This window comes from Sphingomonas sp. OK281 (assembly GCF_900115295.1).
GTDB lineage: Bacteria > Pseudomonadota > Alphaproteobacteria > Sphingomonadales > Sphingomonadaceae > Sphingomonas.
This window is the reverse complement of record NZ_FOVZ01000013.1, coordinates 1-25,808: the sequence shown is the minus strand read 5'-3', so window position 1 is coordinate 25,808 and position 25,808 is coordinate 1. Positions and strand designations below refer to the sequence as shown.

The 25,808-nt window shown below is 61.6% G+C and carries 22 protein-coding genes, 1 tRNA gene and 3 pseudogenes; 11 read left to right on the top strand and 15 right to left on the bottom strand.

Translation table 11 applies throughout. The features are described 5' to 3' along the window. The first annotated feature begins 186 nt into the window (after nt 1-186). Nucleotides 187-537: a response regulator gene (locus tag BM244_RS22355; RefSeq protein WP_093401120.1), complete on the top strand. Its 351-nt coding sequence runs from the start codon at nt 187-189 to the stop codon at nt 535-537. Nucleotide 538: 1 nt separating this feature from the next. Here BM244_RS22355 and BM244_RS22350 read toward each other — a convergent pair whose 3' ends face one another. Then, nucleotides 539-745, bottom strand: coding sequence for a ComEA family DNA-binding protein (locus BM244_RS22350; protein ID WP_235518058.1), 207 nt, complete (start codon nt 743-745; stop codon nt 539-541). Between the two features lie 224 nt (nt 746-969). On the opposite strand from BM244_RS22350, the gene BM244_RS22345 reads away from it, so the two are divergent. Continuing rightward, entirely contained in the window at nt 970-2,409 is a 1,440-nt protein-coding gene (locus BM244_RS22345; RefSeq protein WP_254784780.1) for an aminotransferase class I/II-fold pyridoxal phosphate-dependent enzyme, read from the top strand. Between the two features lie 58 nt (nt 2,410-2,467). Beyond that, on the top strand, nt 2,468-2,962 hold the full coding sequence (locus BM244_RS22340) for a nucleoside deaminase (RefSeq protein ID WP_093401118.1): 495 nt from the start codon (nt 2,468-2,470) through the stop codon (nt 2,960-2,962). A 245-nt stretch (nt 2,963-3,207) separates the two neighbouring features. On the opposite strand, the gene BM244_RS22335 is transcribed toward BM244_RS22340, so the two are convergent. The 3 genes from BM244_RS22335 to BM244_RS22325 all read right to left on the bottom strand — a co-directional run bounded on the left by BM244_RS22335 (nt 3,208) and on the right by BM244_RS22325 (nt 8,413). Next, on the bottom strand, nt 3,208-4,266 hold the full coding sequence (locus BM244_RS22335) for an NAD(P)H-dependent flavin oxidoreductase (protein ID WP_093401117.1): 1,059 nt from the start codon (nt 4,264-4,266) through the stop codon (nt 3,208-3,210). Nucleotides 4,267-4,577: 311 nt separating this feature from the next. Continuing rightward, nucleotides 4,578-5,810: a histidine-type phosphatase gene (locus BM244_RS22330; protein WP_093401116.1), complete on the bottom strand. Its 1,233-nt coding sequence runs from the start codon at nt 5,808-5,810 to the stop codon at nt 4,578-4,580. An 8-nt stretch (nt 5,811-5,818) separates the two neighbouring features. Beyond that, nucleotides 5,819-8,413, bottom strand: coding sequence for a TonB-dependent receptor (locus tag BM244_RS22325; protein ID WP_093401115.1), 2,595 nt, complete (start codon nt 8,411-8,413; stop codon nt 5,819-5,821). 371 nt (nt 8,414-8,784) lie between these two features. Between BM244_RS22325 and BM244_RS22320 the strand changes: the two genes are divergently transcribed. Next, nucleotides 8,785-10,377, top strand: a complete 1,593-nt coding sequence (locus tag BM244_RS22320; protein ID WP_254784778.1) for an FAD-binding oxidoreductase — start codon at nt 8,785-8,787, stop codon at nt 10,375-10,377. On the opposite strand, the gene BM244_RS22315 is transcribed toward BM244_RS22320, so the two are convergent. From BM244_RS22315 to BM244_RS22305, 3 genes are read right to left on the bottom strand one after another with little or no spacing between them, the layout of a single operon-like run. After that, entirely contained in the window at nt 10,305-10,607 is a 303-nt protein-coding gene (locus BM244_RS22315; RefSeq protein WP_254784776.1) for a hypothetical protein, read from the bottom strand. The genes BM244_RS22320 and BM244_RS22315 overlap by 73 nt on opposite strands. After that, the gene (locus BM244_RS22310) at nt 10,597-11,655 is read right to left on the bottom strand and encodes a hypothetical protein (protein WP_093401113.1); all 1,059 of its coding nucleotides are present in this window, start codon (nt 11,653-11,655) and stop codon (nt 10,597-10,599) included. Before BM244_RS22310 ends, BM244_RS22315 begins: the two co-directional genes overlap by 11 nt. Next, nucleotides 11,652-12,071, bottom strand: a complete 420-nt coding sequence (locus BM244_RS22305) for a DUF4383 domain-containing protein (protein WP_093401112.1) — start codon at nt 12,069-12,071, stop codon at nt 11,652-11,654. Before BM244_RS22305 ends, BM244_RS22310 begins: the two co-directional genes overlap by 4 nt. 808 nt (nt 12,072-12,879) lie before the next feature. On the opposite strand from BM244_RS22305, the gene BM244_RS22300 reads away from it, so the two are divergent. Then, nucleotides 12,880-13,497, top strand: a complete 618-nt coding sequence (locus tag BM244_RS22300; RefSeq protein ID WP_093401111.1) for a tyrosine-type recombinase/integrase — start codon at nt 12,880-12,882, stop codon at nt 13,495-13,497. 277 nt (nt 13,498-13,774) lie between these two features. Here BM244_RS22300 and BM244_RS23730 read toward each other — a convergent pair. The 4 genes and pseudogenes from BM244_RS23730 to BM244_RS22290 all read right to left on the bottom strand — a co-directional run. Beyond that, nucleotides 13,775-14,134, bottom strand: a pseudogene (locus tag BM244_RS23730) (transposase); the annotation flags it as partial. Between the two features lie 72 nt (nt 14,135-14,206). Further along, nucleotides 14,207-14,905, bottom strand: a complete 699-nt coding sequence (locus BM244_RS23725) for a transposase (RefSeq protein WP_302847318.1) — start codon at nt 14,903-14,905, stop codon at nt 14,207-14,209. A gap of 89 nt (nt 14,906-14,994) precedes the next feature. After that, nucleotides 14,995-15,384 (bottom strand): annotated as a pseudogene (locus tag BM244_RS23945) (hypothetical protein); the annotation flags it as partial. Nucleotides 15,385-16,023: 639 nt separating this feature from the next. Then, nucleotides 16,024-16,455 carry a tautomerase family protein gene (locus BM244_RS22290; RefSeq protein ID WP_093401110.1) on the bottom strand — a complete coding sequence of 144 codons (432 nt, stop codon included), beginning with the start codon at nt 16,453-16,455 and terminating at the stop codon, nt 16,024-16,026. 194 nt (nt 16,456-16,649) lie between these two features. On the opposite strand from BM244_RS22290, the gene BM244_RS22285 reads away from it, so the two are divergent. Together BM244_RS22285 and BM244_RS22280 are read left to right on the top strand one after the other, a co-directional pair. Continuing rightward, nucleotides 16,650-17,129, top strand: coding sequence for a cupin domain-containing protein (locus BM244_RS22285; RefSeq protein ID WP_093401109.1), 480 nt, complete (start codon nt 16,650-16,652; stop codon nt 17,127-17,129). Between the two features lie 135 nt (nt 17,130-17,264). Further along, on the top strand, nt 17,265-17,624 hold the full coding sequence (locus BM244_RS22280) for a carboxymuconolactone decarboxylase family protein (RefSeq protein ID WP_093401108.1): 360 nt from the start codon (nt 17,265-17,267) through the stop codon (nt 17,622-17,624). Between the two features lie 291 nt (nt 17,625-17,915). On the opposite strand, the gene BM244_RS22275 is transcribed toward BM244_RS22280, so the two are convergent. The 3 genes and pseudogenes from BM244_RS22275 to BM244_RS23940 form a co-directional block, all read right to left on the bottom strand. Next, the gene (locus tag BM244_RS22275) at nt 17,916-18,419 is read right to left on the bottom strand and encodes a Ros/MucR family transcriptional regulator (protein ID WP_093401107.1); all 504 of its coding nucleotides are present in this window, start codon (nt 18,417-18,419) and stop codon (nt 17,916-17,918) included. 143 nt (nt 18,420-18,562) lie between these two features. Further along, on the bottom strand, nt 18,563-19,585 hold the full coding sequence (locus BM244_RS22270) for a xanthine dehydrogenase family protein molybdopterin-binding subunit (RefSeq protein ID WP_368086103.1): 1,023 nt from the start codon (nt 19,583-19,585) through the stop codon (nt 18,563-18,565). Nucleotides 19,586-19,636: 51 nt separating this feature from the next. Next, a pseudogene (locus BM244_RS23940) lies at nt 19,637-19,774 on the bottom strand (molybdopterin cofactor-binding domain-containing protein); the annotation flags it as partial. Between BM244_RS23940 and BM244_RS22265 the strand changes: the two are divergent. The 4 genes from BM244_RS22265 to BM244_RS23935 all read left to right on the top strand — a co-directional run bounded on the left by BM244_RS22265 (nt 19,768) and on the right by BM244_RS23935 (nt 25,757). Further along, the gene (locus BM244_RS22265; protein WP_302847317.1) at nt 19,768-20,643 is read left to right on the top strand and encodes a xanthine dehydrogenase family protein molybdopterin-binding subunit; all 876 of its coding nucleotides are present in this window, start codon (nt 19,768-19,770) and stop codon (nt 20,641-20,643) included. The pseudogene BM244_RS23940 and the gene BM244_RS22265 sit on opposite strands and share 7 nt — an antisense overlap. Before the next feature lie 410 nt (nt 20,644-21,053). Further along, entirely contained in the window at nt 21,054-21,383 is a 330-nt protein-coding gene (locus BM244_RS22260) for a LysR family transcriptional regulator (protein WP_093401104.1), read from the top strand. 13 nt (nt 21,384-21,396) lie between these two features. After that, on the top strand, nt 21,397-23,442 hold the full coding sequence (locus tag BM244_RS22255; RefSeq protein WP_093401103.1) for a GAP1-N1 domain-containing protein: 2,046 nt from the start codon (nt 21,397-21,399) through the stop codon (nt 23,440-23,442). 542 nt (nt 23,443-23,984) lie between these two features. Further along, complete coding sequence (locus tag BM244_RS23935; protein WP_368086102.1) at nt 23,985-25,757, top strand: recombinase family protein; 1,773 nt, start codon at nt 23,985-23,987, stop codon at nt 25,755-25,757. Here BM244_RS23935 and BM244_RS22235 read toward each other — a convergent pair. Beyond that, a tRNA-Met gene (locus tag BM244_RS22235) sits at nt 25,714-25,790 on the bottom strand. The genes BM244_RS23935 and BM244_RS22235 overlap by 44 nt on opposite strands. Nucleotides 25,791-25,808: the final 18 nt, after the last annotated feature.

Genomic DNA, 25,808 nt, shown 5'->3' with positions numbered 1-25,808 from the left:
TGATTGAGCGCGTCCTGTCACGCCACATCCGCGGCAAGGCGGAAATCCAATATCTGCCGGAAGGTGTTCGCTTCGCAATCGAAGCGCCGATCTAAATCTCCGACCTTGTCTGACATTTATTAACGCCGTGGCGGGCCCATTGCGTGACCACATTGGTTAAGAGCTCAGCTTATCGGGATCTTTCATATGTGCCATGTGCTCGTCATCGAGGATGATTTCCTCATCGCCGATCACATCATCCAGCTAATCGAACGGGCTGGCGGCACATCCTTTGATCAGGCTGCCTCGCAAGATGAGGCTATCGATGCCGCGAGATTGAGGCCTCCCTCGATCATCATGTCCGACGTCAATCTCTCGGCCGGCACCGGCCCTGCCGCGGTGGAAGCCATCATCTTGGAGCATGGGCCGACACCCGTTATCTTCGTGACCGGGACGCGCGAAGCATGCCATGTCAGTCGGCCATCGATGATTGTTCTCGACAAACCGATCAACGAACAAGCTCTTATCGCGGCGTTCCAAAGCCTGGCCCCTGCCTGAGTCAGCGATCGCCGACGGTCAGTGAAGCAGTCGCCCCATCGGCCTTACCGGTAAGACCGGGTACTTCATCAAGTTGTCTCAGGTCACTGAACCCGCCACGTTCCTCACGATAGCGGACGATCTCGAACCCGTGCCCCGCTAGCGCCGGGATGGCGTCCAACTCCGCCGCACTCGCCGCGTTGACGTTGATCGGCATCTCGTTCCTCATAGCTCTTCCTCTTTCGTACCCTTGATGACGGAATGTTGGAAAAGGGCTTTGCTATCGATGAGCGCCCTAGACAGCTCAGCGGGAGGTTTGATTCATGTCCGCCTTCGGCGGATAACTGCCTGTTTGGTAAAGAAGATCAACCGTCGTGAAGGGACTTTCCAGTATCCGTGCGTTTCACCCACTCGATCAGGAGAGGGTTCGGCATGGATCAGAAGAGTGCGCCGTTGGCCGATGCATTGGCGGCGATCGAGAAGAGGCCGGTCATCGGATTTGGAGCGCCGGGCCACAACCAGGGTGCAGCCATTCCTGGCGGGATGAAGGCACTGCTCGGCAAGCGCGTTTTCCAAGCCGACGTCCTGACCCCGAAGGGGCTCGATGATCGTACCGAAGGCAAGCTGGCCCTTCAACGTGCGCACGAGATCGCGGCGGAGGCCTGGAATGCAGACTTTTGTCGGTTTGTAACCGGCGGATCCACCCAGAGTCTTCACACGGTTATGGCCTCGGTCGCCGGACCAGGTGACACCATTTTGGTCGCGGCGAATGCCCACAAGGCCGAGCGTACCTACGCGCTCGCGACGGGGCTCAATGCTGTCATTGTCCCCGTACAAATCGACGACGCATGGGACACCGAGCATGGCGTCGAGCCGCAGGCGCTTGGCGCCGCGCTGGTGGCGCATCCCACTGCCAAGGCATTCATCGTCGTCAGTCCGACTTACTACGGCGTCACGAGTGACATAGCGGCGCTTGCTGCTGTTTGTCACGATCGCGGCATCCCCCTCATCGTCGATGCCGCCTGGGGCGGCGCCTTCGCGTTCTGTGAGGGGCTCCCGGACGATCCGCTTACGAAGGGGGCTGATGTCGCTGTCTACAGCGCCCACAAGACGATGGGAGCCCTCGCGCAAGGGTCGGTAATCGTCACCAAGGGCGACCTGATCGATCGCCAGCGCCTTTGGATGGCCTATGAGCTTTTCGAAACCACCAGCCCGTCAGTGCCGATCCTCGCGACGCTTGACGCGACCCGGCGAGATCACGCGCTGAACGGCGAGCATCTGTGGACCAGCGTCATTGCGCTGGCGGAGAAGCTTCGGAAGAAGATTGCCGATATCGCGCCGCTACGCGTGTTTGGTCGCGACGATTTGCCGGCAGACGCCGATCTGGACGTCACGAAGGTACTGATCGACGTCTCGGCGCTAAGCGTGTCGGGGTATGCCATCGACGATTGGCTCTACAAGCATCACCGGATCAGCATGGGGCTGTCCGATACCCGGCATATTCTGGCGGTTCTCTCGTTGGGCACGACAAGGTCCGATCTGCGCAAGCTCGTCCGCGGGTTGGAGGATCTCGTGAAGCAGCTCGCTTCCGACCCCTCCACACTTCCCAAAATCTCGCCTGTGCCCGGGATCGGCACCCTTTCCGTCGACATGGCGATGCCTGGGCCTGCGGCACTCTACGGCTCAGCCGAGATGGTGGCCTACGAGGCGGCTGAGGGAAGGATCGCAGCCGAGATGATCGCGCCTGCGCCGCCCGGCGTACCTCGACTGGTGCCGGGCCAGCGCATCACTGCCGCACACGTCGCATGGCTTGTCGCGAACCGTGATGCCGGCGCGTTCGTGATGGATCCGGTCGATCCCACAGGAGCGACCGTCAGGGTGGTTCAGAGCTGACGCAGCAACCGGATCGACACGCCAAATCTAACAGCAACTGCAATTAGGTGGAAACGCAATGCAGACCGATACCGACGAACAGTGGATGCAAATGGCGATAGACGTCGCGCGCTCCAAAGGGTCCGATCCCTCAACCTCCCCGCTTGGATGCGTCATCGTGTTAGACGGGAGGGTGATTGCCGCCGAACGCAATCAGACCAAGGAGTTGCCTGACGCAACCGCTCATGCCGAGATGATGGCGATCCGTCGGGCTTGTGAGCAAACCGGAGAACTGGAGCTGCGCGGGGCGACGTTATACTCGACACTCCAGCCCTGCGGCATGTGCACGATGGCATCGATCTGGTCGAAAGTCGGCCGCGTCGTTTACGGTGCTGGTCGCAACGATGTGCATCCGATGTATTTCGAGGCAAAGCACGTTGATACTCTCGGCTTCATCGGGGACGCCTATCGGGACGATATCGAGATCGAGGGTGGCTGCCTGCGCGACGCGTGCGCTGAACTCTATTACGGTCCCGATGCTGACTTAAACAAAGAGGAACAGGCCAACCTATAAGCACACAGCATGTCATAGGCGACGACGGTTTGCGGCTGTGAGCGCGAGGGTAACGCAAAGCCTCCTCGAAGCAGGCCCGACGACCCAATTGCGGCCATTAGCGACCACTTTTCATGTTTCCAACTTCGGCCATTCGTTCATCTCGTTCGTACGGCCGCATTCAGTACGCTGGACAATCTTTTTGACGGATTCGAGTGAGAAAACGGGGAGTCCGATCAGCGAACGTCGCAACGCGCAACCAGACCTCAAATCCGTCGCAATTCGAGTTCCTCTCGCAGCACCCCGACCAAGGCTGCTGCCGGCATGACACGAGACAGTGGTGCACCTTGCCCTGCCCATTGCGCCCCAAAGCCGTGTTCGCCTTGCGCCTTGGCAGCCGCGTGCAAGGCCTTTCCTGCATCATAGGCAATAGGATAATCAGGCGGTCGGCGTTCATCGATCAACTGATTCAGAGCCGTAAACCGGTTGGCCAGCGCACGCGCCGGTCGACCGGAAATAAGCGACGTAAGGACGGTGTGGTAAGCGCCCGCACCGGTAAGGGCCGCCCGGTATGCATCGTCTGCGGCCGACTCCGGGCACGCGACAAAGGCAGTTCCCAGTTGAGCTGCCGATGCGCCGAGGTCGAGCACCGCGGCGATGCCGGCGCCGTCCATTATCCCGCCAGCTGCAATAACTGGTAGGCTGTTCTTGCGTACCAGGAGCCGGGTAAGCGCAAACACGCCGAGCGCGTCGTCGGGCGCGGTGGGGTCGAAGACACCCCTATGCCCGCCAGCCTCGATCCCTTGCGCGACCACCGCGTCGATCCCCGCCGCTTCGATCGCGTGTGCTTCGTCGAGGCTGGTTGCGGTCGCCATGAGGTAGATACTGCGCGCTCGCAACGCCGAGAGCACGTCGGAGGACGGCAACCCGAAGTGGAAGCTGACCACTGGCGGCGCGAGATCGAGCAGTACCGCCACCATGTCGGGATCGTCTGCAAAGCTCTTGTAGATGGTCCTGAGCGCCCTGGGGGGTTCTGCGCCGTACTCGGCGAACAGCGGGGCAAGCCAATCCAGCCATTGTGCTTCCCGCGAAAGATCGGCCTTTGCGTCAGCGTGGACGAAGACGTTGACGTTGAACGCGCGGGTGGTGCGGCTGCGCACCTCCTCGATCATAGCCCGTGCGCCGAGGGCGTCGGTCGCGCCTACCCCGATCGACCCCAAGGCTCCCGCCTCGGATACCGCTGCCGCCAGCGAAGGTGTGGCGACGCCCGCCATCGGCGCCTGGATCAAGGGCACCGAGAGTTCGAACCGATCGATGAGAGACATACCTTCGCGGGACCCGGTTATGAACGATTGTCCGCTTATGACTACGCCAGCGCATTAAGTGAATGGCGACAGGTGGGCGGATTAGATCCTGTGCCCTTCAACCGCTACGACCCAATCCCAGACACTCAATGGATTATCTGTACTTCCCGAGACCGGTCGTTCGTTCATATCGATCCGCGACTTGTGCAAGTATTCGCTGGCGCAATCGCTGTTCTTTCCTCGAATTCTGGGATCAAGCTCGTAAAGAGAGCTTTCGCCGCAACCGCTAACAATTTACGTCGTGGAAGACGATCATCCTCGTGTCGGGCACACTATCCGGCCAGCCTGGCGACGTCTGCGGTTATTACGGCCTCGAATTCGTCGAGCGTGCACAGGCCACGGATGCCGAGCGCGGAGCAGGTCGCTATCGGCATCACGGCGCGATAGGGCCTGGTCGCACCACCTAAATTCGCAAGCGTGCGGATCTGATCCAGCGTCTGAGACCGGTAGACCGCACGAACATAGCGGTGCCCCGATCCATCAACCAACCGCTCGAACACGATCGCGCCACCCGGCGAAGGATCGTCTGCGGCTAGTCCTGGAACCTGCCAGTGCAGGTCGAGCAGGCCTGCGAGGCTCGCAATGTTGGTGTCGTGTCCCGAGATCATCGTGATCACAGGCGCATCGGCCCGCCCATCGCTGAGCGCATTGTGGACCAGGGGAGCGATCCCCGCCATATTCGCCGCCGCGACGTAGCGCGGGCGCGCGAGTAGCCGGAACTCGACCGCGTGGAGTTCGGACGCACGTGCAATGTCGGCGGCGGTCGCGCGGCCCCAGCCGACATCGCGCATCGGCTTGCCCTCGGCATATTCCAGCAGCAAGATCTGCGCGACAGTCGAGGCGCGATCGAGCGCGCCGGAGAGTTTTGGCCGGCTGCCGGGCTTAATTGGCGCGAGCGCGGACGGTTCACCGGCGACACCGCAGACGGCGCGCGCCGACCCGCACAGGATCGTGTCGAGCCGTGACAGCACCGGGCGCAGGCGGCGTTCCTCACCGGCGATACCGTCGGGTCCGGCATCGGCCAGCACTGCGGCTCGCGCCACCCCGGCATCGAAGGCGACCGCGCGCTCGTCGATCGCCGAGAAGATCGGATCGCCGACATCCTGCGGACGATGCGTGATGTCCGCCTTGCAGCCTGGGGCTACCGCCGCGGCCCAGGCGTAGGCGGTCGCGATCGTGCGCTGATCGCTGTCGGCGACGATGCGCACGGCCGCGCATCCGGTGCGCGGCATGACGCCTTCGGCGATGAAGCGCACGCGATCGGCTGCACCCAGGCGACGCAGCGCGTCGGCACCGTGCGGCGTCAGATAACCGGGCTTGACCGGCCAGTCCGGCCAGGCCTCCGCCGCCGTTCCCGCCGGCATCGGCGGCGCCTTCGTCGGCGGACGCACGCCGTGGCGCATCAGCATAACGACGCGGTCGACGCGCAGGCCGGCCTGTGCGGTTACGGCCGAACCGGTTGAGGCCAGGAGGATCGCGGCGGCAGTGCAGAGGATGGATCGCATCGGAAATCCTAGAAGTGGAGCTGCGCGCCCCAGCGGAACGACACATCGTAGCGTTCGCGCTCGACCAGTTGCGCCCTCGTGCCGATGTAGCGGCGCCATGGCGCGTCGGTCAGGTTCGTCGCGCTCGCGAAGAACGTCAATTCCGGCGTCACCTGATAACTGGCGTTAACGTCGAGTTGGCCGTTGTGATCGGTATATTGATCGAGCGCCGCCGTCGCACCCAGCGTGTCGAGATAGGCCGAACGATAGGAATAGGCCGCGCGAACAGCGAAACCGTATTTCTCGTAAAAGATCTGGGCGGTGCCGACATGCTTCGATTGCAGGAACAGCGGGATGTCGCCGGTCCGCGGCGTCGCGCCCAGGATGGTGCCATTCCCGTTGCCCCAGATGCGTGTGTAGTTGGCGCTGACGCCGAAACCATCGAGCGGCGACGGCAGGAACGTGAAGCGGGTCTGGAGATTGACCTCGACACCGTACACCTTCGCCTTGTCGATGTTGAGCGCGGTCGACACGGTCGCGTTGGTCAGCGCCTGACCGGCGAAGGTGCCGCTCTGCCCGAGCAGCGACTGGGCGTAGATCGGGTCGTCGAGCTTCTTGTAGAAGCCGCCGAGCGAGATCAGCCCCTGGCCCGGCAGGTAATATTCGATAGCGCCGTCGAAATTGAGCGCCTTGTAAGGCTTCAGGTCCGGATTGCCGCGCGAGACCGAATTGGGATTCGTGGTCTGGTCGACCGACACGAACGGCGCGAGCTGCGCATAATTGGGACGGCCGATCGACGTCGTCACCGCGCTGCGCAGGACGAGATCGTCGGTCGCATCAAAGCGGGCGTTGAGACCAGGGAAGACGTCCGTATACTGCTTCGAACCGAAGCTGTTGAACCCGGAGTTGATCGACGAGGTCGCGGTGATCAGCTTCGCCTGGCTGCGGTCGCGTGTCTGCTCGACGCGGACGCCGGGAACGAGCGTCAGCTTCTCGAACTTCAGCGTTGCCATCGCGTAGCCGGCGATGATCCGCTCCTTGACGTCGTAATCGTTGGCAAGGCTGTTGTTGATCGAGCCTGCCGTGTTGAGCGTGATCGTGCCCGGATTGGCGGCAAGATAGGCCTGCCCACGATCGTAATCGATCCTGGGGCCGAAGGTGTAGTCGCTGCCGTAGAAGCTCGTGTCGCCGAGATAGGACACGTTGGCGAGCGTGAACGTCCGCCCCGCGGTCAGGCCATAGGTGACGTAGTCGCGATTGTTTGTCTTGTGTCGGTCGAGATATTTCGCGCCGATCTTGATCGACGACCCGTCGCTGCCGAACGCGAGCGGGATCGTGTAATCGATCCGCCCCTGCGCCAGCTTCTCGACCGCGAGCCGGCGGTCGTAATTGACGCTGTTGAAGGTATATGCGGTCTGCGCCACCGTATTGGTCGGCACGAAGTCATAGGGGGTGTCGGACACGTCGTAATTGACCGTAAGCGCGGTGCCGCCGGTGCGAAAATTATACTCCGAGCGCAGCGGATCGCGCTTCTCCGCGCGCGCGTAACCGCCGCTGATCGCCAGATGCCCCGGCCCCAGATCGAACTCGCCACCGCCCTGTACCGACTTGGTGTTGTCCTCCTCCTGCCGCCGCCGCACGCGCACGCTGCCGCGGCCGCGGAACGTACCGGTCGTCGCGGTCTGGTTGGTGAAGGCGGATTGATTGTCGATGATGAACTGGTCGCGCGTCTCGTTGTCGTCGAACGCCGAATAGGTGCCCCGCAGGAAGAATTTGGTCGTATCGCTTGGCCGCCAGTCGAGATTGAGCACCGCCCCCTTGCGCGTCCGCGTCAGGTTGTAGTCGCGCAGGCCATATTGGTCGGGTACGTCGAAGCCGTTCGCGGCCACCGGCACGCGGTAATTTGTCGAACCCTGGAAATTCTCGGATTCAATCGGCCGCTTCGAATAATTGACCGAAAGCACCGCGCCGAACTGGCGGTCCGGGCCGAACAGGCCGCCGACCTGGATATCGCCCTCATAGGGATGCCCGTCGTTCAGCTTCGACCAGCCATAGGCGGCGCGGGCATCCGCGAAATAGGCTTTGTTGCGATCGAATGCCGACAGCGTCCGGACGTCGACCGACCCGCCGATCGCGTTTGCATCCTGATCCGCGGTCAGCGACTTGGTGACGACCACCGCGCTGATGAGCGCCGAAGGAATATCGTCGAGCTTGACCTGCCGACCCTCGGGCTCGGGCGCCGGAAGGGTCATGCCGTTGAGCGTGACGTTGACGAGATCCGGGTTGATCCCGCGGATGATGACATAGCGCCCTTCGCCCTGATCGTTGGCGACGGACAGGCCGGGGATACGGCGCACGGCCTCGGCGACGTTCTGGTCGGGCAGCTTGCCGACATCGTTGGCGTAGATCGCGTCGACGAAATTGTCGGCCTTGCGCTTCTCCTCGATCGCCTTGCGCTCTCCGGCGCGGGTGCCGGTGACGACGATATCGGTAGGCTCGGCCGACTCCGTCGGCTCCGTCATCGCGGGGGCGAGCGCGGGCGCGGTCTGTGCGTGGACGGTCGCCGCGTGGAGCGCACTCACCGCGATCCCGGCCGCCAGCGCAACCTTCGAAATCCTGATCATGTAATGGTGCCCCCAAGGCCGTGCCTGGGCTCGCCTAGCGCCTGTGTGCGACTTCCGGGCGACAAGGCGGTGACAGTTTCATGTCACCGCCTTGTCTGGCAGTAGCGAGCGGATTCGTCGGTCACCGCCGATCCGGGTTCTGCGCGATCAAAACACCGCTTCGACAGGATGTCCTCGAAACCGGACTGTGATGGAGCAAACGAGACGACCGGCTTTGACCCTGCGTGGCCAACTGGGTTTGCATGGCGGCCTTCAGCGAGTTAGCAACGAACATCATAGACGCGACCTTGGCAACGGCTTGGGCGCGATCATGGCGCAGAAGGCGAGGTCCCGTGTCACGACGCCGATATCTTCTCGTGGGGGTCTCCGCCTTGGCACTAACCGGCGGCACCGGGGCGCTTTATGTCGCACCGCTCGCGGCTGGCCCGACCGGGCCCAAGGACTGCGCCGACGTTCTACCCCACCTGCCCGGGATTGCTTCATCGACTGCGCCGGCCACTCTCGCCGAGCCGCGCTGGTCGCAACGCGGCGGCACCGTCAACGACGCGAGCTGCCTCAGCCGTACCGCCGTGGCGGGCGTAGTCCGCCCACGCAGCGAGGCCGATGTCGCGACAGCGCTCGCTTATGCACGAGCACACCACCTGCCGGTATCGGCGGCAGGCGTGAAGCATTCGATGGGCGGACAGGCGTTCCGCGCAGGCGGCGTGGTGCTCGACATGCGGGGGATGCAGACGATCCGGCTGGATGAGAACGCGCGGACCGTGACCGTCGGCAGCGGCGCGACCTGGCATGCGATCCAGCTTGCGGTGCATCCCCGCTTCGCGGTGAAGGCGATGCAGTCGACCGACATCTTCTCGGTCGGCGGGTCGATCTCGGTCAACGCGCACGGCATGGATCATCAGGCGGGCGCGGTGATGGGATCATTGCGCAGCCTGCGCGTGATGCTCGCCGACGGTCAGGTCGTCACCGCCTCGCGCAACGAGAATGCCGATCTCTTCCGCCACATCGTCGGCGGCTATGGGCTGTTCGCCGTGATTCTCTCTGCGGTGCTCGATGTCGTGCCGAACGACATCTACCGCTCCGAACGCCAGCTGATCGACTATCGCGCCTTTCCCGACACGTTCGCGCGGATCGCTGCGGATCCCAGTGTCGGCCTCAGCTACGTCCACCTCTCCACCGCGCCCAAGACACTGCTGCAGGAGGCATTGGTGTATGAATATCGGCGCTTCCCCAAGGATCAGGCGTTGCTGCGGCAACCCTTGGGCGAGGTCGCGTCGACCAAGGTCCGGCGGCTGACAGTCAACCTCGCCAAGAAGAACGACCTGTTCAAGGCGCTGAAATGGTGGAGCGAAAAGAACATCGAGCACCGGATCGAGACATGCACCGTGACGCGCGCGCAGGCGCAGGGGGCGGGTGAAGCCTGCCTGGTCGCGCGCAACGACCCGATGCACGATTCGGTCGCCTATCTGTTCAACGACCTCCCCGGCGAAACCGATATCCTCCACGAGTATTTCGTGCCGCGCGAACGGATCTTGCCGTTCATCGATGGCATGCGTGACATTTTTCGGGCGCAGGACGCCAATGTCGTCAACGCCTCGATCCGTGCGGTCGGGATCGAGGACAACGCGCTGTCCTATGCCCCTGCCCCCGCCTTTTCGGTCGTGCTCTACCTCAATCAGACGACCACCGCGGACGGGACTGCGAGGATGCGCCGGCTGACCAGCGACCTCATCGATCTGACCTCGAAGCAGGGCGGGCGGTTCTTCTTGCCGTATCAGCTTCACTATTCGCCCGCGCAGCTCGAACGCGCCTATCCCGAGATCGGCGCATTCTTCGCGACCAAGCGTGCCTGGGATCCCGACGGGCTCTTTAGCAACACATGGTACGCGCGCTACGCCCCCGCTTTCGCGAAGCAGCCGGCGGCTACCCGCCCCTCGATCACGAGCGGCACCCCCTCCGCGTAGAGCGCTGCCACGAAGCGGGGATCGGCAGAGCGCGCCAGCGTCGCACCGCGCCGGACCTCGACGACGCTGCCGCCCGCCACTGCGATCGCCCGCACCGCAGCGGCACCGTCGCCTATCACCGCTACCTGTCGTCCCGCAGGGCCGACGAACGGCATCGCGATCATCACCAGCGTCCAAAGCCCGAGCACCAGCAGGGCCAGCGCCGCCCCGCGCGCGACCCTAGTAATCATACACGTGCTCGATCGTCGCGCCCGATGCGCGGACAGCGGCGATGCGCGCCGTCAGCTCCGTCACCGGTAAGGTAACGCCGTAGCGCGACCAGCCCGGGCGATCGCCAAGCGGCATCGCGAGCAGCGCCGCGCTGGGCACCGCTTTGGTCGGCGCGAGCACCGTCATGAAGATGGTGCGGTTGCCGGCAATGCTCTCCACCTCAAGGCGATGTTCCGCCAGCTTGGACAGCAAATCGGTGAACTGCCCGTAACGCGGCGCGCTTACGCGCGTGCGCCCGTTCCCCGTCGCCAGCGGATGCAGTCGCGGATCGACGGCCGCGATCACCTGGGGCGATGCAATCACTGTCATGACCAGCGTCGTAGCGTCGGGTTGCATCGCCGCGAGCGCACCGATCCCCTTCGCATACACCGCCTTGATGCCATATTCCGCGCTCAGCGCGACGCGTCGCTCGGGGCGGCGGACGATCGACCAGGCACCATCCGTGCTCCACAAACCCGCGAGAGCGCCGACGAAATCGAAACCGTACCACGGCACCTCATGCATGAAAGCGCCATAGCGTTGCTGAACGCCGGCGGCGTAACGATCCTCCGGGCTGTGCCAGCCACCCAGCCATTCGCTAACCCGGCCGATCGTCGACTCCCAGCCCGCCTTGACTGCCATCTCGACCGTGAAACTGATGCCGATGACGTAGATCATCTGCTTGGCGTCGGCGGCGCCCGACTGTGCCCCGGCGACGCGGTTGATCGCGCAATAGCTGCGCCAGAAGCCGGCGACATCCGCACCATAGTCATACCCGCTAGGCCGCCCGCCCTTGCCGAGATACCGACCAAGGCTTTCCGCCGAATAGACGATGTGCCATTCGGGATAGGTAAGCCAAGTCCGCGCCTCCGGCCGACGCGCGGCGACGGGAACCATGCTCGGGCCCGGCGGCATCTGGGCGCCCCCCGGCACCGCGGGACAGCCCAGTTCGATGCCGCCGATCGGCACTAGCACCAACGCGGCTGCTATGGCGCCAAGACCCGTGAGCAGGCGCCAGCGTCGCTTCACGCGACCGCCGTCCGTTGCGTTGCAGCCAACCGATAGCCGACCCGCATCGCATACCCGCCGATCAGCAAATGCGGCAGATTGGCGAAGACATGCGCATAGAGCGACTGTTGGATTGGCCCGTACAGGAAGATGCCGCCGTCCAGATAGCCGCTGCCTAGGAACAGCCCCATCACCCCATCGGCAAAGTAGAGCGGACCGAACAGCCGGAAATAGGTTCGCGTCGCGCCATAGGACCACCAAGCTGCGACCCCAGCCCATATTCCCGAAAATGCGTGCAGGCTGTCGTCGTACAGGTCGAGCTTGAACAGCCCGAACAGATTGCCGTCGGCATCGTGGAATCCGGGAACATACCCGATCGCGACGACCGCCATTAACCCAACGAAATAGAACCAGCCAATCCGCCGTATCGTGTCCATCGCGCCTCTCCCCAATCGATTAGTCTGAGCCTGACAGCCAAGCGGATCCAGTTCAACCGAAAGCCCGTCCCGCTTAACGGAGCCAGCATCGCTCATGTCGCTGACCGACGACAAGCTCTACGCAGCTACCTCGCATCCTTATCGGGCCCGGCGACGGTGATTGTTCGTTCGATCAAGAGGTGCGGCTTCAAAGGTGCGAAATCACGATGACGCGCCCTCTTTTCGCACTTCAGTTTATGCTGATAGAGTCAGGAAGATTTACTTCCGGCCACTCAGCCATTAAATTGCCAAGCGGGCATCCATTCAGCTACCATCGCGGAGCAGTGTTACGCTCCGTAGTATTTTTCAATCTCATCCAACCGGAGCGTAAGCGCTCTGCCGGGCAAATGGATAGTCAGTCTCTGTCGTTCGTCTTCGTTGAAACGAGCGGCCTTATTTAAAAGGTCACGAATGGCTCCGCGACCGACGACCCTGTCGCCGCCAAGCCAGCCACTGCCAAGCGCAATCTCAGGTGCTAGGATAAGGAGGCCATAAGCGTCAGGTGTGAGATGCTCGATTATCACGATGGCGTCCTTTTTGCCGTGATCGCGGCATGCCTTTATACCGAAGATCTTTGCTTGGCGACCGGCGGGCCTTTGAGACCCACTTCCGGCTGCACAGCGACCGCCAGGCGCCGCCCGAAACCGACAGCTCGTTCAGCATCATCGACGGCCGATCAACCACATTTCTAAACCGGCGGTTTACTGCGCATGCGTATACTCGATTGACCGATCTGGGCCGATGGAGATGATCGATGGGTCACTCGTCAATGGACCCCGCCTTTCACGAACTTCGGCCTTGGAACGAAGGCCGGCTGATTGGTGCGAAGCGGGCGCTGAAACAGCAACAGGTCTGGGCCATTCGCTTCTGGCTCGACCAGCAGAGGAGACTGCGCGACCGAGCGCTGTTCGACTTCGCCATCGACAGCAAGCTCCGCGGCTGTGACGTGGTCAGGGTGCGGATCGGCGATGTAGTTTCCGGCGGGCGCGTCCGTGACCGCGCCGTCGTGGTTCAGCAAAAAACCAAACGACCGGTTCAGTTCGAGATAATGGACACGGCGAGAAAGACGATGCGAGCATGGTTGGAGCGACGTGGGGGGACACTGAACGACTTCGTTTTCCCGAGCCGCAACGACTACATGGACCACATGAGCACGCGGCAATATGCCCGCCTCGTGCGCGAGTGGGTGGTCGGCATCGGCCTACCGGCGCAGGATTATGGGACGCACTCGCTACGGCGCACGAAAGCGTCGATCATCTACAAGGCGACTGGCAACCTCCGCGCCGTTCAGATCCTTCTCGGCCATGCCAAGATCGACAGCACGGTGCGCTACTTGGGCGTTGACGTGGAGGACGCTTTGGAATTGGCCGAACGCACCGAGGTCTGAGCGGACCCAATCCCGGCCATTCAGGTGCCCCTTCCCTCTGCCCGAAACCTGCCGCTCGTTCATATGTGCGGACTGACCGCCGGGGCGAGTCCGGCGAGCCGGTCGGAACGTCTTATTCTGGGTACTTTTTGCCAATCAGCTTTCAGGATTGGAACGTTCGAAAGCCGAAAGCCGTCGGTACAGGGTGTCACAACCGTTCGAGACCGTTGAAAAAGGCCTGCGCGAAATCGGCGTGGCGGACGGCCGGTGACGCCGGCACGGTAGGATACGCCGCGTATCAGGCCGGCGCAGCCTGCCGGGCGAGCAGCTGAAGGTTGTATGCCGCGGCTGCCATCGTGAACTCCTCGGCGGCTCCTGACAGGCCTCGCAGCTTGAGCGTTCGTAGCCCCAGGTTGCGTTTCAGGTGGCCGAACACGCGCTCGATCCGCTGTCTTCGACGCCGTGCGGGCACATAGGCGTCGGTGCCGGCAAGGGCGCGCACGGTATCGCGGGCTTCCTCGCTGACGAGCCGGGTGACACCTCGCTTCGGACCGATGGTGCATTGCGGCTTCAGCTCGCAGGCGGCGCAATCGGCTGGCCGGCTTCGGTAGACACGCACCTGCTTGGTCCGGTTGGTGCCGCAATGGCTGAGCAGCTTGTCCGCCGGACAGCAGTAGGCATCCGCTTCGCGGTCGTAGCGGAAGGCATCCCGGGTGAAGAAGGCGACCCGCTAGCGGGTCCGGGCTATGACCGGGATGTATGGCGTAATGTTCCGGTCGATCAGCCAGCCGAGCAGCCGACCGCTACCATACGCCTTATCGGCCGAGAGACTAGCGGGTTCGATGCCCAGCCTAGTGCCGGCGCGTGACACCAGCGTCCGGGTCGCCGCCACCTCGGCTGCGAAGCGGGCGGGCGTCGCCTCCACGTCGAGGATGCAATCGGTGTCGAGGTCGAGCAGGGGGTTAATGGCGTATGCGTAGCGCGCCGGTCCGTGTTTGCAGGTGAGCGCCGCCTGCGGGTCGGTCGGCGAGATGCTGGTCGGACCGACGGGCGCTGGTTCGTCGGGGTCCGGCGGCAACGCGCCATCGAGCGCCGCCAGATATTCGGCGACGGGTCGCGATATGCTTTCCCCGGCACGAAGCTCGTCTGCGGCGTCGGCCCCCTTCAGCTTCTTCTCGCGGCTGGCGTCGGCCATGATCGTGCTGCCGTCCACCGCCAAGTCGCGCCCCGTTACCAGCCCGGCCACGGCGCACCGCGTGACTGCCTGCTCGAATAGCAGACGATGTAGGTCGCAGGCGCGGAAGCGGCCGTGCCGGTTCTTGGAGAAGGTGGAATGGTCGGGCACTCGGTCGCCCAGATTGAGCCGGCAGAACCAACGATATGCGAGGTTGAGGTGCACCTCCTCGCACAGGCGGCGTTCCGAGCGGATGCCGAACTGCTACCATAAACAGTGAGGGGCGGGCCGCCCTGAAGACCTTCTTCGCGCACATCCCAGCCGGCTCTCGCGACCCTAGCTGCCAAAAGACCGTTAAGGTTCGCGGCCGTTCCGCCGCTAACTAGGAGACCGCTTGCCGTTTCCGGGTATCCCATCAGCTTCTTCAGCCAAGCCAAGACCTGCTTTTCGATAACAGAAGCCGCTTGGTCGTAGCCGGCGACATGTGAGTTCATGCCTGCAGCGAGCATCTCTGCGAGCATCCCTGTTGGGGTTCCCGACCCCATCACCCATCCCCAAAAACGGGGGTGAACGTTGCCCGTTGGGTAAGGCAGGATATCCTGAACGAATGTGTCGTACAGCGCGTCCAAAGGCATGCCCTCATAGGGGACAGGCTCATCAAGGCGGAGCTTCGTCGCAGACGGTACGGGCTGCCATGGAGCGCGCGTCCGGATACTCTCCTGCCAACTCAACATGTCGTCGACCATCCGATGGCCGGTTTCGCGCGTCGCTGCCCAATCTACTGGATCCAACGTCATCTCACTATCCTTTGATGTGTGAGGAAGTTGCCGGGAGCAACCGAGTCAGGTCGTTGTCTGCTCAAGGTGGTCCCTCGACCACTCACGATTGCGCACGGACTTTATGCAGATATGCATGATCGACCAACGTACCTTGAGCCGTTATCGCCAAGCTCGGGTTAAAGGCCTGATATATCGCACTCTATCCTGATTGACCCAGTGGCAGTGTTTATCACGGCGCGACCTCGATCAATGGTTAGGCGGCCAAGCGTACGGGAAGGCCCGTAGTGCGCCGCCCCAGACAATTAATATCAAGGCGTATGGAATGACGTGAACCTCAAGTGCGAGCAATATCAATACCACTATCGCGACGGTCAGTATTATTGATAGGTGACGCTTTCCTATGGCCAACATAACTCGCAATCCTTATTCCAAGCCTCCGTAGCTAGTCTGGGCCAAACCCTTATTTCAGTTATCAAGTCTCACAGAACCGGTTAGAACATGCCCTCCGGCGGTTCTTTACCTGTAATCAGAAAACTGATCTACCAAGACGTCCATTACTCCGGGGAGCGTGAGGAGGAGAATTGTGTAGCTAATCTAGCTCATGTCCAGCGCGTGAAAGTCGGCGACATTATCTTTACTGAAGGTTTTACCCGCGATACCCCATCCGCCCGGGGCCGCCTCATGAACGACTACGAATGTGCGATTAGTTTGATTTTTGTCGAGCGCGTGACGGGCAACGATTTCGGTTGCCGCTTCAATAATTACCTTTTTGGCTGCAGACGTAAGGCCACCTGCCGCAGCGATGACGTCGACGCGCACCGTACGAGCACTACCCGTTCTGGCAGTATGGACGTCCGAAGACGGCAAACGATGAATGTAGAATCCCGTAACATGCTGCACATTTACGGGGGCAGGATCGGGAAACCCCTCTGCAGCTAAAACCGCCTGAGTTAAGTCAGATGCCAGACAGCGGCCCGCCTCCTCAGAAAACATGTCTGCCGGCGCGTAGACGTCGATCATGGGCATTGAAGTTTCCTAAGCCGATAGTGCTCGAGAAGCACCCAGGTAAGAAGCTACCAGTATCAAGACATGGTCGCACCAAACACATATGCATACTAAGCAAACGAAAGTGTCGATGGTCAATTCACGTAAGGGCTCACATATTAGCCAAACGATCGGTGTCCAGCCTCTCCCCCGGACACCGGTCAAGGGATTATTAGATGTCCGCAGAATATGACTTAGACCTGCCTATCGTCGATATATATGTCGGCCCTATATTTACGTACCGAACCCCGGTACTGGCTGATCAGCAATACTGCGTAGCCGATGTCTCGATTCCGAACGGCGTAACGGTGCCGATTCACAGCCATGATGACCGGGAGACGTTCTATATTCTCTCGGGTAAACTTGAGGGCTATCTCGATGGGGCGTGGCACGTTCTTCAAGCCGGTGACGTTTTTGATGTCATGAGTGGCGCGCGGCACGCATTGCGTAACGCCTCCGGTCAGGACGTGTCGCTGATCCTCATTACGACTATCAAACTCGGCCAGTTCTTTATTGACGTCGGACGAGCTAAGACTGGCTCGCTTCCCCCGCCGACGCCTGCCGATATGCTTCACTTCGTCGAGGTATCCCAGAGCTACGGCTACTGGATGGGCGACAATGCGGATAACGCAGCGATCGGTATCGTTCTGAATTAACGCCAGTGTCGGGATGCGAAGCCGCTCGTGCGTCGCCTCCATCTGCCGAAACATTCGAGCCGGCACCTTCGAACTGACCTGTCCATCGGTCGCCGAAAATCAAATAACCGAAAAAGGATCTCGATAGCCATGCATATGATGGAATGGGATACATATCGTCAGCAAGTGCTTTCCGGCGTCGGTGGAATTGGCAAGCTGAGCCCCGACACGGTCAAGGGGTATGGTCAGCTCGGCCAGGCCGGAAACAATACCAACCAGCTCGACGGAAAAATCCGCGAATTAATCGCGTTGGCAGTTTCGGTAAGCCTACGCTGCGACGGTTGTATCGCGGTCCACACCGATGCCGCCTATAAACACGGAGCCAATCGTGCGGAACTAGCGGAAGCCCTTGGCGTAGCTATCAGTGTTAACGCCGGCGCGGCCCTGGTCTACTCAACTCGGACGATGGATGCCTTCAGCGCCGTCGAAGAGAAAAACACCGCGACAAAAGTATAAGCTGCTTAGTCAGGTGATCGTGATAGGTGCCCTGGCCCCGCCTTCGTCGCCCGCCAGTCACAATATGTACCCGAAGATGATGTCTCTGCTCGACGCATCGGCCCGGACGATCAAACGAGCGAAAGACCAGGCCACGTGTTGATCAAGGGCTTTGAAGATCATCGCTGACTTTAGCGTCAGGCACCTTATGCGACATGACCCAACCAGCTCTTTACCGATCGTCAAGCAGCGCAGCTGACCAAGGCGCGACTACTTGGCTGGCCTCTTGTTTCCAAAGGCCAGCCATATAGCTTACTCTGCCGGTGCGTCTTCAGTCTTACGCTTGCGCGGTGCTGCCTTAGGGGCGTCTGCCTTGGGAGCGTTGGTCTGCCCAGGCTTGCGACCCAATCCGATGCTCTTGGCCATCGTACGACGTGCTTCCGAATAGGTCGGGGCAACCATCGGGTAATCCGATTTGAGGTTGTACCGCTGGATGTATTCGGCTGGCGTCAGGCCGTTGGTCGCCAGATGGCGTCGCAGCGTCTTGTATGGCTTGCCGTCGATCATGCTGATAATATGATCGGGGCTGGCAAGCGACTTTCGGGCCGTTACCGCGCCGGTGTATTCCTGGGCGGACGTTTCGGGGACAGGTGGCTCCACCGAGCCACCAACAAGGCTCAATACGCTGGCATGCATTTGCGAGAGAAATGCCGGAACGTCATCAGCCGAAGTGCGGGTATTTGGATTACTTAGCCAAGCAATCGTCAAATCGGTTGCGAGTTCAACAGGATTGGGCGCGTAGGTATCGTCGGACATGTGGTACTCCAATTATCCTGCGCATCTAGGTACGTGATTGGTTCGTGACAACCCAATCTGGTCGATCACAGCCATTGACGTTGTCGTTCTGTGCTCAGTAACGGTCAGGCGCTGGGGCGCGTCGCTTAAGCTAACGAAACCGCTCAAGACATCAGATCGTCGGCACGGATAGGATAATGGCGAACACGCTTGCCCGTCGCATGGTAAACTGCATTTGCGACAGCGGCGATGGCGCCGACGCTCACTACTTCTCCAACTCCTTTTGCGCCCAACGAGTTTATTTGATGATCTGGCTCGTCGATGAACGACACGTCCAGAGAAGGTATGTCGAGATTCACGGCCATTGCATAATCGGCAAGGTTATTATTAACGAAACCGCCGAACCGCGGATCGACCTCGCTTGCTTCGCTTAACGCTGCTTCGATTCCCCATACGATGCCACCATAGGCCTGACTTGTGGCTGTCCGGCGACTGATAACGCGTCCGCAGTCGATTACGCTCACCCAGCGGGTGACACGTGGCGTCGGAGTACCCGGTTTAATGCGAACCTCGGCGAAGTGCGCGATATACGCGAACGCTACGAACTCAGGGAACTCCGGACCTGTGAAGGACAGCATGCCTTTGTCGGCGAGAGTTAGTGCAGAGGGGTCATTCTTAGGGCCAAGGTTCACCCCCCTCCCTATCAATTCCGTCTTTCCGGTCGCACGAATAAGCCGAGCGACGTCAGTGGGCTTGAGGCCTTTTCCACTCCCGGTCAGCTTGTCGAGTTGCGCTCGAATATCCCGGACCGCCGACTGCACAGGAGGTAACACCGTGGCCGCTCCGCATGAACCCGCGGTTGTATGTTGTGGGCCGTGGGAGGTGTCGCCAATCCTGACAATTACATTCTCAGCACTTACCCCAAGCTCCCCGGCAGCGACGATCGCTATTGCGGTTCGGATGCCCTGTCCCATCTCATGTCCGCCAACGTCAACGGTCAGCGAACCGTCAACGCCGAGCCGCGCCGTGGCCTCCGCGACCGCAGAGATATAAGGGTACGCCCCCGCCGCTACGCCCCAACCAATCAACGTGCCGTCATCCTCACGCATCGAACCTGGACGCGCATTACGCTTGCTCCAACCGAACCGATCAGCGCCCCTCTCCAGACACTCCTTCAGCTTCCGCATTGTATAGGGCTTGCCGCTAATCGGATCGCTGTGGACATCATTTGCGAGCCTGAGCGCGATCGGATCTATGCCAGTCTTCTCGGCTAGTTCGTCCATTGCGCTTTCGAGCGCAAAGAACGAGGCTGCCTCGAAGGGCGCACGCATGAAACCGGGCGTCTGAACGTCGGACCTAACCAGCGTGCTTGCGCCACGGAACGTCTTCCAAGGGGGCGATCACAGCGATGGACACGCACCGTGCGGAGCGTGCGCCAGGTGTATTGGCCGTACTCACGCACCTAAACATGGTTCGACTACAGCCTGCCCAATTCTCCTTTGCCGGTGGAACGGCGAGCCAAAGCTTCCAGCCAATGCAGGAGGCGGAAATTATGTACCGCGGTCAGCCGATCGCACTCGTTATTGCAGAAAGTATGGAGGCAGCGTTAGGAGCCGCTAGCCTGATCGACGTCCGCTACGCCGTAGCGCCGGCCGCAGTGGAGCTGGACGCGAAGGGAACCAGGTCGCTCTTGCAGGCCGAGGCCACGAAATATTTCAAGGATTTTGTCGCCGGCAACCCGGAGGCGGCCATCGCTGCCGCGCCTGTCCAGTTTGAGCAAACATACAACACACCGCCGCAACACCAGAACCCACTTGAGCTTCTCTCGACCGTCGCCGAGTGGGATGGTGAGAAGCTCCTTGTCCACGAAGGTACGCAGGCGGCATCTGCGATGCGAGGCGGACTTGCCGCCCAGCTTGGTATCCCGTTGGCAAATGTGCGTGTTGTCTCACCTTACGTGGGCGGTGCTTTCGGCCAGCGCGGCTCATTATCCTCACATACAGTATTTGCGGCGGTAGCGGCCCGTGCCGTTAGCCGCCCCGTCAAGCTCGTGGTGCCTCGCGAGCAGGTATTTCATGCGACCAGTTTTCGACCGGCATCAGAGCACGTCATCCGTATCGGAGCCGAACGGGATGGCCGCCTTACCGGTGGCGTGCATCTAGTCCGAGCTCAGACCTCACGTTTCGATTTGATGCCGTTTACCGGCCAGGAAACGACGTCACGAATGTACGATTCCCAACTGTAGCGGCCACGGGGATGGCGAAAGCCATCTTCGGTACGGCACGATCGGCACCGTAGATGGCATTTCCGCGAACCTTGTCCGGGCCGTCGATACGCTGCGCGTTTTCACCAATTTTGGTAGCCATGTCAGGCACGCTCCTTCGCAATCATGATGGCTTCGGTCACAGCACTGCAAGCGCTCTCGCAATATATCGAGCAGCGTTGCTCGCGGTTCGATATCCAGCGCGTGGAGCTTACCGTTATCCGATCAGCGCCTGCGCAAGCAGATCTGGCTGACCTGTGCCGACATTCAGATAACATCGTCTTTGCGGGCATCATCGTAACCTCAGTTGAACTGAGATTGATGTGGGCTCATTTCCCCTCGCCGAAAATGAATGTTATTGCACGAGGAGCATTCACTTTTGAGGAGCGATCATGGAGTGGGGTGACCTGCGGGTATTTCTCGCCGTTGCGCGCGAGCGAAGTCTCGGTGGTGCGGGACGCCGCCTTGGACAGAGCCAGCCTACAATGGGCCGTCGTCTCCGCGCACTGGAGGAAGCCGTTGGGCAAACGTTGTTCCAGCGCACCAAAGACGGCTTCGTCTTAACCGATGAAGGCGCGCGGGTTCTTGTGCATGCCGAACGCATGGAGGACGAAGCTCAAGCCCTTCAGCGTGAACTGACAGGCAACGACAGTGTGCTCGAGGGCATGCTCCGGGTGACCGCATCCGCCTCTTCTTTGGCGAGCGGGAGTCGAACGATCTGACCGAGCCGTTGCAATGGCTGATGCATTGAGCACTGACCGCATAAAGCTCGACCAGACGCTTCACGGCTACAGCGAGGGCCACCGTCTCATCAACGGATCGTTCAAGGTCCCGCAGCCCGACGCCCGCATCATGCTGGTACTGAGCGACGCCTCCGGAAGCGGCAACCGCATCCCGTTGGAAGGCTATCTGACCGGCTACCCGCTCGCGGATTCCGGCAAGTACGTTCTAGCACGGACGTGGGCCGCGCCGGAGATGAACCGGCCGGGCTGTGTATGGACCCACTCACTCCTCATCGACTTTGCTGACCTGGCGCGCCTTCGCTCGGCGGGAGACCTACTCGACCTCTTCCGGCGCCCCACCGGGGCAGGCCTCTCCGGCTTCGCCTCTCAGCTCGCGGTCGAGGTAACGAAGTCACCGACGGCGGTACCGTCACCCTATCTCGAGCGAGCAAGGCAGTGGGTCAGCGCGCTCTACGGAAAGCCGAAGGTCAAGATTGTTTCCGAACGCCAGGGTCCCGAAGATGATGGTCTCCTTGTATCCATCTGGATGCAGCAGTGGCCTCGACTGCGGCGCGCTTTCCGGTTCTGCTCGTTCTCAGCGGACGACCGTTCAACGTCGGCGGACACGTTTGACCTCCAACTGATAGATACAGGTCGATCGAGTCGCTTAAGGATCCCAGAAGGCGTTGTTGCTTCCTCAGATGAGCAGGGGGAGTGGGTCGCCACGCTACTCGACGACCTCGAGCGCCCGGCACGATCGGGCCTGCGGCAATTCCTACGCGACGTGGGTTCCGACGTCACCAATGGGCGGGCAGCCATGATTTCGCTGGTCCATCTGCACATCGCGTTGGAGCCTAACGCCGGTCCATTGAGGTTGGCAGACGCCGTTTCTGAATTCGAGCGGCTGGGTCCAGGCCAAGGCCGTATGGCGCGCGCCGCGGTCGCGCGCGCGGTGCTCACGCGGTCGGGTCTAGAGGACCGTCAGCTCGTCAACTTCGCGTTGCAGCAGGTTCGGGCCGAGCGCGACCTGTTTGGAGTCGACCCGGCTATTGTCGGACGGGCCCTCTTCCGATGGAAGGCCGATCTCCTCGCCGAAGACTTGGCCGATGACGATCCGCTCCACCATGCAGTTGAAGCCGCACTTCCGGAAGCGGATGCCGACGATCTGGTTAAGCTTATCGAGGCCGTGCCAGAAGCCGCTCCGGTAGTACTTCGCTTCCGTCGGGACGTCATAGAGTGGGCGTCGTTCTGGAGGATCGCATCGATCGACGCAATCGGACTGATCCGCTCACTGGATGTAGACCATAATCAAGCGACCCGGATCGTCATCGCGCTCGTAGAGGCGGGCCGTGACGACTGTTCGATGGCGGTGGTCGACCGCTTCGGCATCGGCCCTGTGGTCGCCGCCCTATCCCGGCTGGACGTCGCTGGCATTCGCTCAAGAATAGGCTGGGTCCGCGTCATCGCGCAGCGGACGGACGATCTTGCGGAAGGCATGGCAGATGGAGGATTGTGGTACAGGCCACTACTGTTTCTCCTTGCCGAAACCCTCGACCCCGACGCCGTGCCAAACAGCATTGGGATCGACCCGTGGGTCAAGGCAGTCGAACGCACGAGAACCACGGATGACGTGGCGGGCGAGGACTTGCTGGCCGCCTTCCTGTTTAACCGCGCCAGAGGATGGCGATCAAGGTCGGCTGGCAGGCTTTTCTTCTTATCTACGCAGCGTCTCCATGAGGCGATGGCTTCCGAGCGTCTGCCCGGCGCGGCTTGGCGTATCGTCAAGCCGCGGCTGCCATACGGGTCAATCTGGCGTGATTGGGATCAGTGCGAGAAGCTCCGTCGCGCCGTCGTGGAGAACTTTGTTGACCGGGATCTGCCCCCGGCCGAGTTCGGAACGGTTGTGGATGACGGCACGCTCTGGAAGGAGTTGGTCGACCTAGCCGCCGACAGCTCGCGGGGGCGCCGGTATTTGGACAGGGTGCGTAGCGCACTCCGTAGTGATGGAGGTGCTTGGTGGGCCGAGCGCGCGAAGCTAATAGATCGTAAGGTCAAGTAGTGGGAAAGCGACGGATGCAAACGTTCGAACGGCTTTACGAAGTGCGGGCGCCAATTCACGAGCATGTTCCGCATGCAAGTCATCCCCTTATGACGGGATCGAGCGTTAGCCTAAGTTCTGATTCCCACTTCGGTGCGCATCCCCTGTCGGTCCGCATGAACAAAGGCCCAATTACGTCGAACGCCGCCTGAAAGAGACGAGGCCGCTTTCCACCGAAAACCGGCCAATCGGCCCCTGCCCTACAGCGTGAACGAAGGGCCGGTTACGGCGAACGCTGCCCGAAAGCAGCCGGTCCGCTTTCCACCAGTATGAACACCGGTAGATCGGCCGACGGCGGCCTGCCGATGCCTTGTCGTAACTATGTGGGAAGGTTGGATTCACGCTGATGCCGCGCATCCCAACTGGCTTAGATGCCGTCGCAGCCCCCCCTCCCCGCTCCACGATCTCGCGCTGGACCTCGCGCGTTTGCTGGCGCGCGACCTGGCGCGGCATCAGAGGTCTGAGAAAAACCAGGTCGCCCCGAAAACGGGTAGGCGATCATCATGACGACCTTCGTTGCAAATGCAGGAAGCACGAACGGAGGAAAGATAAAGCGGTGTGCGATATATGCGCGGTATTCGACGGACAAACAGGACGTGCAGTCGATCGAGACGCAGCTGATGATGTGCCGGCGCAAGGTCATGCGCGCAGGCTGGCAGGAGGTGCACTGCTTCACAGACGCAGCGGCATCGGCGGCTACGATGCACCGCCCGGGTATGAAGGCGCTGCTCGCGGCCGTTGCCGCAGGCGGCGTCGACATCGTCTACGCCGACGCGATGGACCGGCTGTCGCGCAGTCAGGCCGACATCGCGACATTGTTCGACCGTCTCCGGTTTCGCGGCATCCTCCTGGCGACGCGCAAGGAAGGCATAGTCACGCCGCTACACATCGGCATGATCGGTACGATCAACGCCGAGGAGCTGAGCGCCACCAGCGACAAGACGCGCGATGCGCTGGTGCGTCGTCACGCGATGGGGAAGAACCCCGGTGGCTCTGCCTATGGCTATGAGAAGCGCATCGAGCACGACGGCAACGGCGAACGCATTCGCGGTCTGCAGCAGATCGTGCCGCATGAGGCCGGGGTGGTGGTCCGGATCTTCGAGGACTATGCGGCCGGCCTGTCGCCCATCGCCATTACGCGGCGCCTCAATGCCGACGGCGTGCCATCGCCGCGTAGCGGCAAAGCCAGCAGACATCCGTTCGGCAAGGCCGCTGCCTGGACGCCGAACACGCTGACCGGCAATGCCGCACGTGGCACCGGCATCCTCAACAACCCGCTGTATGTAGGCCGACGGCCGTACGGCAAGCAGACGTATCGCAAGAACCCGGAAACGGGCAAACGTCATGCCTTCGTCAACCCGGAGGACAAGCGATCCGATGACGTCGAGTCCCCGGCGCTCGGCATCGTACCTATCGAATTGTGGGACAGGGTCAAATCCCGCCAGGCGACGCTATCGCGCGGGGCGAATCCGCGTACCGAGATGGCTGGCCTGCCGTTCTTTGCGCAGCAGCGCCCGCGGTATCTGCTGACCGGCAAGATGACCTGCGGCAGCTGCGGCGCGAGTTATGCCAAATCGGGCAAGACGCGGTTCGGCTGCCAGGGCGCCGCCAAGAAGGGCCCCAACTGGTGCGACAACCGGCTGACGATCAGCCAGGACGAACTCGACACACGCGTGCTGGCAGGCCTGTCGAGCGAGATGCTGCGTGACGATATCGTTGCAGCGTTCCTCGCGGAATACGAGGCAGAGACCCGGCCCCTGACCGCTGAAACCGTCAGCGCCCGCCCCGAGCGGGAAGCCGAACTGGCCAATCTCGATCATCAGCTCGGGTGCGCGAAGGCGGCTATCCTCAAAGGCGTGGATGCGACCGTGTTCGTCGAGGAGATGAAGATCTGGACTGAGCGGCGCAAGGTCCTGCTCGCCGAACTGGAACTTGCCGAACAGGAGACCACAGAGACGGTTTCCCCGGAGCCTAGGCTGCTTACCCCGGACTTGGGCCGCGTGTATCGTAAGAAGGTCGAACAGCTTACCGCAGCGTTCGAGGACGAAGCGCTGCAGGCGCAGGCGTTCGAACGGTTGCGCGCGCTGATCGAGGCGGTGGTGCTGACGCCAGAAGACGGCAATCTAGCCATCGACCTACGCGGCGAGCTGGCATCGATGCTGACACTATGCGCCGGAGCGGGAACGCAAAAAGCCTCCGCGGTGGTGACCGAGGAGACGTCGCAAATCAAGATGGTTGCGGGGACAGGATTTGAACCTGTGACCTTCAGGTTATGAGCCTGACGAGCTACCGGGCTGCTCCACCCCGCGCCGAGATCCCATCAAAGT